4 protein-coding genes are annotated in these 8996 nt (G+C 70.4%); all 4 read left to right on the plus strand.

The features are described 5' to 3' along the window. Window positions 1-1680 (plus strand): FtsX-like permease family protein (locus tag VFU06_06910; GenBank protein ID HEU5209124.1); only part of this gene is annotated, 1680 nt, incomplete at its 5' end. 799 nt (window positions 1681-2479) lie between these two features. Next, a complete protein-coding gene (locus VFU06_06915; protein HEU5209125.1) occupies window positions 2480-5353 on the plus strand; it encodes a PD-(D/E)XK nuclease family protein in 2874 nt (957 codons plus the stop codon). Then, the gene (locus VFU06_06920) at window positions 5350-8586 is read left to right on the plus strand and encodes a UvrD-helicase domain-containing protein (protein ID HEU5209126.1); all 3237 of its coding nucleotides are present in this window, start codon (window positions 5350-5352) and stop codon (window positions 8584-8586) included. Before VFU06_06915 ends, VFU06_06920 begins: the two co-directional genes overlap by 4 nt. Before the next feature lie 100 nt (window positions 8587-8686). After that, window positions 8687-8996 (plus strand): Ig-like domain-containing protein (locus VFU06_06925; protein ID HEU5209127.1); only part of this gene is annotated, 310 nt, incomplete at its 3' end.

Below are 8996 nucleotides of genomic sequence, written 5' to 3' on the forward strand. Positions count from 1 at the left end.
CGCAGCTTCCATGCGCATGCCGCACCGACCGGCATCTCGCAGGTGCGCGACCGCTATGCCGGGGCGCTGCTGATCCTGATGACCGGCGTGGGGCTGATCCTGCTGATCGCGTGTGCGAACGTGGCGAACCTGCTGCTCGCGCGCGCGACGGCACGCCAGCGCGAGTTCGCGATCCGCGTTGCGATCGGTGCGGGCCGTGCGCGCCTCGCCAGGCTGCTCGTGACGGAGAGCCTGCTGATCGCGACGCTCGGCGCGGGGATCGGCCTGCTGTTCGCGCGCTTCGGTGCACAGGCACTGCTCGCGGCGTTCGGCGGCGGGTCGGTCGCGCTGGACCTGTCACTGAATGCACGCGTGCTCGGTTTCACGACTGCGGTCGCAGTGCTGACCGCACTGTTCTTCGGGATGATCCCCGCGTGGCGCGCGGGACGTGTCGATCCACAGTCCGCCATGACAGCGAACGGCCGGACGATCGCGGAGGGACACGGCCGCTTCACGATCGGAAAGGCGCTCGTCGCGGCGCAGGTCGCGCTGTCGCTGGTGCTGCTGGTGGGCGCCGGGCTGCTGGTCGGCTCGCTGCGCAACCTGGTGCTGCAGGACCCGGGATTCCGAACCGAAGGCGTGCTGCTGGCATCGGTCGATCTGCAGCGCACCGGCTTCTCCGAAGAGCAGATCCTCAGCTCGCGCGGGCTGCTCGTGGAACAGCTGCGTGCTTCCCCCGGTGTGCTGGACGCGAGCGCTGCCGATCTCACGCCGGTGGCGGGACCGTCCTGGAACGGCAACCTCATCGTGGACGGCTTCACGCCGACCAGCGAGATGGACGGCCTCGCCTGGTTCAACGCCGTGAGCGACGGCTATTTCGCAACGCTCGGCACGCCACTCCTCGCCGGTCGTGATTTCGATGCGCGCGACGTTGCCGGCGGCGTGCGCGTCGCGATCGTGAACCGCTCCGTCGCGCGCAAGTTCTTCGGCCAGGAGAACCCGGTGGGGCGGCAGTTCGGGACGGGACTCGGCGACGACGTCACGACGTACACCGTGATCGGCGTCGTGGGCGACGCGAAGTACCGGTCACTGCGCGAGGAAGACAGCGGCACGGTCTACATCGCGGCGTCCCAGATGGAAGCCACGCCGATGAGCATGGTGCGCCCGTTCCTCACGCTCGCTGTACGCACCGACGGCGATCCGACCGCGCTGGTGCCGACGGTGAAGACTGCGCTCGCGGCGCTGCATCCCGCGGCCGGCGTCGAGTTCCGCACCTTCACGGAGCAGGTAGAGCGCTCACTGCAGCGTGAGCGGATGCTGGCGACGCTGTCCGCACTGTTCGGCGGCGTCGCACTCGCGCTCGCGATGCTCGGGCTGTACGGCGTGCTGTCGTATTCCGTGGCGCGCCGGCGCAACGAGATCGGGGTGCGGATTGCGATCGGTGCAGGGCGCGGGCGTGTGATCCGGATGGTGCTGGGCGACGTCGCACGGGTGCTGGCGATCGGGCTGGTGCTGGGTGCGGTGGGCGCCATTGCGTCGGGGCGACTGGTGCGCGCGTTCCTGTACGGGCTCGAGCCGGGTGAGCCCGCGGTGCTGGCCGGAGCGGCGACGGCGCTCGCGGTGGTCGCGGTCGCGGCGGGGATGATCCCGGCGTGGCGGGCGGCGCGGATGGATCCGACGCTGGCGCTGCGGGAGGAGTAGGGGCGCGAGCTGGGGGCGCGATCACTCGTGCTCTCGGCGGCCGCATTCCCGGCCGCGTTTGGGGGGCCGTCAAGGGCGTGGCTCGCGCCGCGTGGCTGGCTGGATATCGAGATCCGGTGGCGGTGTCGGGCTGCGGGGGGCGTCAACTCTACAGCTCGCGTCGTGCGGTTGGCGGAATGTCGAGATGCCGGCGCCGTTGTCGGGCTGCGGGGGCCGTCAACTCTACACCTCGCGTCGTGCGGTTGGCGGAATGTCGAGATCCCGGCGCCCTGCGCCGTTTACTCGCTGAGGCTTCGATAGTGGTCGAAGGGAAATCGAGATCACGGCGATAAACGCTGGAAACTCGACAATGCGGGCGAACGGCAGCGCGGGATGTCGAGTTCACGGCGTTGAAGAATGGTGTCTGAACAGTTCACGCTGAGAATCCCGCCCAAGGGGACAGTCCCGCCTGAGGGGACAGTGCGGCCGTAGCCGACAGTTCCGCCGTAGCGGACAGTTCTGACCGAGCCGACACTCCTTCTGGCGTCGATACTCCCGCCTGGCACCGACACTCCCGCCTGGCGCCGGACCGGTCCCACGTGAACGACGGCACCTGGACGCTGTCAGGCAGTCCTCCATTGACGGCCGCCCCCTGATCTTCGACCTTCCGGTCGCGCCGCTGTCACACCCCCGGACTACCTTCAAGGCAGTGATCACCGCGACGAATGCCGAGCCGCGCCGGCTGGTGGCGTGATGCCCAGGCGTCCCAAGCCGCGCAGCCCGTAGCACCGTGAATTCCTCGAGCAGCCTGACGCCTCCGATGCCGGATCCACGCACCTTCCTCGACTGGAACCGCCCCGCGCTTCCCGCTGCGGCCGCCATGCTGGCGGAGTCGCACGCGGATGCGGACAGCGTGGACCTGGGCGGTGTCCTCGTCGCGCTGCCGGGTGCCCGGGCCGCGCGCAGGCTGAAGGAATTGCTCGTGGAGGAGGCGGATCGTCGCGGGCTCCGGCTCGTGCCGCCGCAGGTGACGACGCTCGGCTCGCTGCCGGAGATGCTGTACACGCCGACGGCGCCACTGCTCGACTCCGGCACGGCAGTCCGCCTCTGGCTGCATCAGCTCCGGACCGCCGCGGCCGAGGACCTCGCGCTGCTCTTTCCGCACGCGCCGCAGGCGGACGACGTGCGCGGCTGGCTGCACCTGGCGCGGACGGTCATGGCACTGCACGAGACGGTGGGCGCCGCGGGTCGCACGTTCGCGGACGTCGCTGGGAGCTGCGACGATTCGCTGCTCTACGACGACACGAACCGCTGGAGCGCGCTTGCACGGCTGCAGGCCGGCTACGCGGCGGCAACCGACGCGCAGCAGCGCGTGGACCGCGACCTCGAGCGCATCCATGCCGTGGAGCGCAGGGCGGTCGCGTGCGAGCAGGACCTGTGGCTGATCGGCGTCGCGGAGATGCCGCTGGTGCTGCGCAGCATGCTGCGGCTGCTGGTGCGCCCGCGGCCGGGTGGTGTCCACATCCTGGTGCATGCGCCGGCATCCGAAGCCGAGCGCTTCGACGACCTCGGCTGCGTTGTCCTCCGCGCATGGCTGGACACCGACATCCCGCTGCGCGACGAGCAGCTCGCGATCGTCGGGCACCCGTCGAACCAGGCGACCGACGTCGCACGCTATCTCGCATCGCTCGACGCGACATTCGCAGCCGACGACATCGTGATCGCCGTTCCGGACCGGGAGGTCGTGCCGTACCTCGAGCAGCAGCTTGCGACATCGGACGTGACGGTGCGCGACGCCGCCGGCATACCGGTCGGGCGCACGTCCGCGTACCGGCTGCTCGAGACGATCGCGGACGTCGTGCGGGACGGATCGTTCGATGCGGTCGCCGCGCTCGCGCGTCATCCGGCGTTCGGCGACTGGCTGCGCAGGCGCCGCTGGGACATCGAGCACCGGGGGGCGGCCGCGTTCCGCGAGCGGGACGGCTGGCTGATCCAGCTCGACGAGTTCCTGGCGCAGCGGCTGCCGGTCTCACTGGCGCATGAGCTGCCGGCGGCGGAAGGCCGAGGCCGCACGCTCGTGGAAGCGCTGCGCGTCGCGCTGATGGGTGAGTCGGTGCTCGGGCGGCTGCACGGGCGGCGCGCGCTGCGCGAGTGGATGCCTGTGATCCTGGAGCTGCTGCTCGAGATCTACGGTGACCGCGCGTTCAGCCGCGATCTGCCGGATGAGCGTCGGCTGCTCGGCGCGGCCGAGGTGTTGCGCGATGCCGCGCTCGAGCACGTGCGCGTCGCGCCGGAGCTCGACGTCGAATGCGACGCCGCAGCGGCGATCCGCGTTCTTCTCGACGACGTGCGCGCTGCGACGCTGGCGCCGGAGGCCGATGAGGCCGCGATCGAGCTGCTCGGCTGGCTCGAGCTGCACCTGGACGACGCGCCCGTCGCCGTGCTCACGGGCATGAACGAGCCGTTCGTACCCGCGGCGATCAATGCGGACGCGTTCCTGCCGAACTCGCTGCGCTCGCGGCTCGGCATCATCGACAACGACATGCGCCACGCGCGCGATGCGTACCAACTCACCGCGATGCTGCATTCGCGGCGGGTGCATGCGATCGCCGGACGTCGCACGATGACGGGCGATCCGCTGCGGCCGAGCCGCCTGGTGCTGGCCACGTCCGGCGATGCGCTGGCGCGCCGCATCCGGACGTTCCTGGAAGACGATGCGGACGGCACGCGTGCGGCAGCGGACGTGGCGCAGGCGACGTCGTCGGCGTTCGTGCTGCCGCCGCAGAAGACGATCTCGCTCGAGGCGCCGCCCGACACCTTCCGCGTCACCGAGTTCCGCAACATCCTCGCGGACCCGTACCTGTGGGCGCTCGATCGGGTGATGGGCGGCGATGCCGTGGACGACAGTGCACGCGAGCTCGATCCACTGCGCTTCGGCGACGTCGCGCACAAGGTGCTCGAGCGCTTCGGGCGCTCGGAAGCGGCGACGTGGGAGGATGCGGATCGGATTGCCGCGTGGCTGAACCACGCGCTGGACGCGCATGTCGACGAGGTGCTCGGCAGGACGCTGCCGGCCGTCGCGCTGCAGATCGAGCAGCTACGGCTGCGGCTGCACTCGTTCGCCCGCTGCCAGGCAGCATGGATCCGCGACGGCTGGAAGACGGTCGCCATCGAATGCGGCACACCGGACGGTGGTGCACCCCTCGAGGTGGACGGCACGACCGTGCGCCTGCGGGGCCGCATCGACCGCGTCGACTACCACGAAGGCCGCAACGAGTGGGCGCTCTTCGATTACAAGACGTCGGAAAAGGTGCAGACGCCGGAGGACGCACATCGCAGGCGCAGCGGCGAATGGACCGACCTGCAGCTGCCGCTGTACCACGCGATCCTCCCGCACATCGTCGATGCCGAAGGACGGCCCGTGACGCAGAACGAGGGCGGCACCGTGCGCGTCGGCTACGTCACGCTGTGCGGTGAGCCGAACGAGATCGACTTCCGCATTGCGTCATGGACGGCTGCAGACCTGGCCGACGCACTCGAGGCGGCACGCGAGGCGATCCGCGCCGTTCGAGGCAATGCGTTCTCCTTCGCGGGTGTCAGCAGCGACTGGCTGAGCGACGACATGGCCGAGCTGCTCGGGCAGGGTCGCCTGGTCCGCGAGGACGAGGAGCTGCAGGAGGAGGTGGTGCTGTGAGCACGCTTCAGCCCAGCCTCTTCGACGAGGCGCTCGAGGCCGGCGTCCCGCGCGATCTCATCCTCGCGTCGGCGGGATCCGGCAAGACGTTCCGCATCTCGTCGGACATCATCGCGCTGCTCGCGCGCGACGAGGCACCGGACGAGGTGTTCGCGTCGACGTTCACGCGCAAGGCCGCGGGCGAGATCCTGGACCGCGTGCTCGTGCGACTCGCGCGGGCAGCACTGGACGTCGACGAGGCACGCGAGCTCGCCACGCATGCACGCATGGACCCGGACACGTGCACCCGTGCGTTCTGGGGTGACGTGCTCGACCGGTCTGTGCGCCGGCTGCACCGCATGAACATCGGCACACTGGACGCGTTCTTCCTGCGCACGGTGACCAGCTTCGCGCACGAGCTGGGCATGCCGACGGTGTGGGGCATCGCCGACTCGCCGACCGCGAAGCGACTGCGCTCGCTCGCGCTGCAGGACGTGCTGGATCGCACGGACAGGGTCGTACTGATCGAGCTGATCCGCGGTATCATGCCGCGCCCGGCCACGCGCTCGCTGCACGATGCGCTGCTGCGCAAGGTCGACGCGCTGGTCAAGATGCACTACGCGCTCGATCCGACGACCGACGGGCACTGGTCGGCGTTCGATGCACTGGCCGACAGCAGTGATCCTGCGACGCTCGAGGCCGAACGGCTGCGGCTCGCGGAGCTGCTCGCGCGGCAGGAATCGCCGACCACGAAGACCGGCAGCCCGCGAAAGACGTGGGTGAAGGCACTGGACGAGCTGGTCGTCGCACTGCGCGGGGGCGACTGGAAAACGTTCGTCGACTCGACACTGGTCGAGCGTGCGCGCAGCGGCGACAGCTACGACTCCCAGCCGATTCCCATCGACCTCGCCCACCTCATCGACCAGGCCTGGGCCGTCGCACAGGGCGAGGTCGCGCTGCAGCTGCGGCGACGCTCGCACGCACTCGGCGATTTCGCCGTCCGCTACACGTCCGCGCTGGAGAAGCGTCGTGCGGAGCTCGGCGCCTACGAGTTCGACGACGTCACGCGCGTGCTCGGCGGGACCGACCCGCTGGGTGGCCGCGAGGACATGTACTACCGGCTGGACGCGCGCGCGAAGCACCTGCTGCTCGACGAGTTCCAGGACACGTCCATTCCGCAATGGGAGGCGCTGCGTCCCCTTGCGGACGAGCTGCTGTCCGGCCACCTCGGCGAGCGCGCGGCCGTGATCGTCGCCGACCCGAAGCAGTCGATCTACGGCTGGCGTGGCGGTACACCGGACCTCGTGCGTCAGATGGGCGAGACATACGAGCTCGATCGTGGCGCACTGACCAGGAGCTGGCGCTCGAGCCGCGTCGTGCTCGACTTCGTGAACGAGCTGTACGCGCGCATCGGCGACGATGCGGCGTGGGGCGATGGCAGCAAGGCGGAGGATGACGCACGCCACGCGGGCGTCGCACGCGACTGGCTGCGGGAGTTCACGCCGCACACGCCCGCGAAGGAGCTGGCCGGCCACGTGGTCGTGCGTGTCGGCCCGCGCGACGAGGGCTCGGGCGAGGCGCGGCCGAAGCTGAGCGCGTACGCGGCGCGGCAGGTCGCGGAGCTGCATGCGCGCATGCCGGACTTCACGATTGGCGTGCTCACGCGTACGAATGCGGCCGTCGCGCGCATGATGCTGAACCTGAAGGCCGAGGGTGTGCACGCGAGCGAGGAGGGCGGCAACCCGCTCACCGATGCGGCGAGCGTCACGGCCGTGCTCGCGCTGCTCCGCCTGTGCGACAACCCCGGCAACATGATCGCGCGCTACCACGTCGCCCGGACACCGATCGGCGCCGCGATCGGGTATGCAGATCATGGCGACGAGGCGGCAACGCTCGCGCTCTCGGCGGAGTGGCGGCGTCGCCTGCTCGAGGACGGCTACGGCACCACGATCGCGGCACTCGCGAAGGAGATCGAGCACGCGTGCGACGCGCGCGAGCGACGTCGCCTGGCGCAGCTGGTCGAGCTCGCGTTCCGGTACGAGGACGGTGCCACTTTGCGCCCGTCGGACTTCGTGCACTTCGTGCGCAACGAGCGTGTCGAGGACCCGGTCGCGGCGAACGTGCGGGTGATGACCGTGCACCAGGCGAAGGGACTCGAGTTCGACATCGTCGTGCTGCCCGAGCTGGACGCGCCGCTGGTGCGCGGGACGTACCAGGAGGTGATCGCGTACCGGCCGCGCCCCGGCGCGCGGGTGACGCGCGCGTTCCCGTACGTGAACGTGGGGCTGCGTGCACTGTTCCCGGACCTTCAGGAGCTGCAGGCCGCGAACGACCAGCTCTTCCACAACGAGCTGCGCGACGGGCTCAGCATCCTGTACGTCGCACTCACGCGCGCGCGGCACGCGCTGCACGTGATCGTGAAGCCGAACCAGGGGAAGGGCCGCTCCGGCGCGCGCGTGATCCTGCGTACACTGGCACCCGCGGTCGACGCGTTCGTGGAGGACGACGTCGTGATCGAGCGCGGCGATCCGGAGTGGCACGAGGCGGAGCGGACGCGGCGTGCGGCGGATGCACCGCCACCTGCGGATGCTGAGGGAGCAGGCGACGCCCCGACGACTGAACACGCGCGCATCACGCTCCATGCGCCCGGCACCCGCCGGCGCGCGCTGCCGCGGCGCAGCCCGTCACAGCTCGAGGGCAACGGACGGGTCGATCTCGGGATGCTGCTGCGCCTGTCGGCCGCGGCGGGTCGCGGCTCGGTCGCGCATCGCTGGTTCGAGGAGATCGGCTGGCTCGAGGACGGAGTGCTCGACGACGCAGCGCTCCTCGCAATCGCGCGCGAGATGCCGGGCGGCCTGAGCGACGAGGAGACGACTGCACTGTGCGCCTCGTTCCGAGAGTGGCTGAAGCTGCCGAAGCTCGCCCGGCTGCTGCAGCGGTCGGCGTGGCCGGCTGGCTCGAGCGTGGAGCGCGAGGTGCCGTTCCTCGCACGCGAAGGCGACACCATGGTGGAAGGCTTCATCGACCGGCTGGTGGTGACGCGCACCGACGGTCGCGTCACGTCGGCGGCGCTGATCGACTACAAGACGGACGCGGTGTCGCGCCGCGCGGAGGTGGAGGAGCGGAAGTCGCATTACGAACCGCAGGTGAAGGCGTACCGGCGCGCGGTGTGCCGGATGTACGGGCTCGAGGCGACGGCGGTCGAGGCGTGGCTGGTGTTCGTGGAGGCGGGTGAGGTGGTGGCGGTCGCGTGACCTGATCTCGATCCCCGCATCCGGGCGATGATCCCACCCTCGGGAGCTGTGCGTATGGTGCTGTGACGATTCGAACGCACAGCCCACCCGAGGCACTGCAATGCGAAAGACGACGTTCCACGCCGCGGCATTCGCGCTTCTCCTCCTCGCCTGCGGCGACGACGGCTCCGGGCCGGCCCCGGCACCCAGGCTGACCTCCATCATCCTCTCACCCGCCGATCCCGTCCTCGCCGACGGCGCGACGCTGGAGCTGGACGTGGCGCTGCGCGACGAGAAGGGCGCGGCGATGTCGCTGCCGCAGGGCGCGACACTGACCTGGTCGAGCACTGACGACGCTGTCGCGAGCGTTTCCGGCGATGGAACGCTCACGGCGAATTCGCCCGGCACGGCGACGATCCGCGCTGCCGTCG

The organism is Longimicrobiales bacterium (assembly GCA_035764935.1).
Lineage (GTDB): Bacteria > Gemmatimonadota > Gemmatimonadetes > Longimicrobiales > RSA9 > DASTYK01.

Coding starts and splice junctions, on each gene's coding strand:
- VFU06_06915 (HEU5209125.1), top strand. CDS start 2,480: ATGCCGGATCCACGCACCTTCCTCGACTGGAACCGCCCCGCGCTTCCC.